General features: G+C 46.9%; 1 protein-coding gene. It reads right to left on the reverse strand.

Annotated features, from left to right (window positions below; translation table 11 throughout):
• Positions 1 to 151: 151 nt before the first annotated feature.
• Positions 152 to 1,384: an IS110 family RNA-guided transposase gene (locus J7E21_RS15655; RefSeq protein ID WP_215109464.1), complete on the reverse strand. Its 1,233-nt coding sequence runs from the start codon at positions 1,382 to 1,384 to the stop codon at positions 152 to 154.
• Positions 1,385 to 1,720 lie beyond the last annotated feature (336 nt).

Genomic DNA, 1,720 nt, shown 5'->3' on the forward strand with positions numbered 1-1,720 from the left:
TTTCTTACGATTAGTCAATAGTTTTTATTCCGTTTTAAAGAGGTTCTTCCGAGATTCCTCATCTTTTAAGAGACGGAAGTTACTCATAACTAAAAATGGGCATGCCAAAAAAACCTCCGGCTTTTCATTTTTTTAGCTGGGGCAGAATGTGTTAAACTTTAGGTGCCACGGTGCAGGGGGTCAGCCTGTAATCGTAGCGTAGTTGGTGTGTAACCAAGTGGTAGATCGTTTTGAGCAGCTTGTTCATGCACGCTACCACGGCAACCTTATGACATTTGTTATAAGGTTGTTTTTTTAATTTCTGGTAATAATCGACCAGGTGGTTCTGCGAAAAGCGCTGTTGTTTAATCATGTTCATGATGATGATATAAAGCAGTTTGCGGAGGTGTTTGTTTCCCCGCTTATTGATGCGATCCTTCGCCAGAAACTTACCGGATTGGTACCTGCGGATGTCGATGCCGGCAAAGGCGTTCATTTGTTTGTGATTCTCAAAACGCTGGATATCACCGATCTCGGCCAGCAAACGAACGGCGGTATTCTCCCCGATGCCCGGAATGCTTAACAGAACGGCATACTCGTCCAACGAAGTAGCCAGCTCCGCCATTTTTTCGATACACGCTTCTTTTAGCAAGACAAGCTCCTGGAACCGTTTCGCATACAGTCGAACCAGGTCACAAGCCAGGTCATCGACCTTTACTGCCGGATAGGAATTGCCTGCAGCCTCCAGTAGTTGGATGGCTTTTTCTTCTGCTTTTTTGGCGGACATCCGCTTTTCAGTGTTGGCCAGAATCCGGTTTTTAAGCACCGTTTTGGAGTGTCCTAACACGAGTTCCGGATGCGGAAACAACTGCACCAACCGCAGAAAGAGGTCTGATTTTGTCGTGAACAAGCCCGTGAGTTCCGGAAAAGTGAGCTGCATTTCCGCGTGCAGGCGTCCTCGAATGACTGTTAATTCATCGTCCAAGTCGGTGTAATGCCGAGACATTTTCTTGAGTTGCCGATAGACATCTGATGACGGTGTCTCCAGGCGACGTTCATTTTGGAAGTGGCTGCTTGCGAGCTGATGGGCGTCTGCGCGGTCCGTCTTATGGTTCCGCAACCGGTCGCTCTGCAGTTTGGCTTCCAAGGGGTTCATCAGGTAATACGGATAACTGTTTTCCTGCATGAAGCGTTCGAGTTGGCGTGAATAGACGCCAGTGGATTCGAATACCAGGTGTGGCACCTCATCATAACCTACGGTTAGGTCGTCAATCAGCAGCTTCAACGCAGCAAAATCTTCGCGCGTGTGCTGGATTTCTTTTTCAACGATACAGATTTTCAGCGCGTTATAGACCACGACATAACTTTTCCCCATACTGACATCAAAAGCGATGACATGTTTCATCTCCCACACTCCTTCGTTTTCATTGGAAGCTTCACCTATCCTTACCGATTCCCATTTCTTCTACACGATCTCAACGGATCCCACATACTCAAACCTGATTCAGATAAGGTGGGTGAAGGAGGTCCGTTTTTTGTACGGATTCAAGATCCCAAGAGCCACTCGACCTCCGCTTCACCTCTACTATAAAAAAAATAGTAGGACAAACCAATGCCTTGGTTTGTCCTACTAATCTTAGTATGTTTTTTGTGTGTGCCAGGCATGGCAATTATCTAGGTGGTGAAAGTCCACTGTGGGGGTACACATCGACCAACCACTAAGGAAGCGCAAGGTGCTTAT

This window comes from Planococcus sp. ISL-109 (assembly GCF_018613655.1).
Taxonomy (GTDB): Bacteria; Bacillota; Bacilli; order Bacillales_A; family Planococcaceae; genus Planococcus.

What these genes read in the sequence shown, in the direction of transcription:
- J7E21_RS15655 (WP_215109464.1), bottom strand. Translation starts at nt 1,384, where the DNA reads ATGAAACATGTCATCGCTTTTGATGTCAGTATGGGGAAAAGTTATGTC.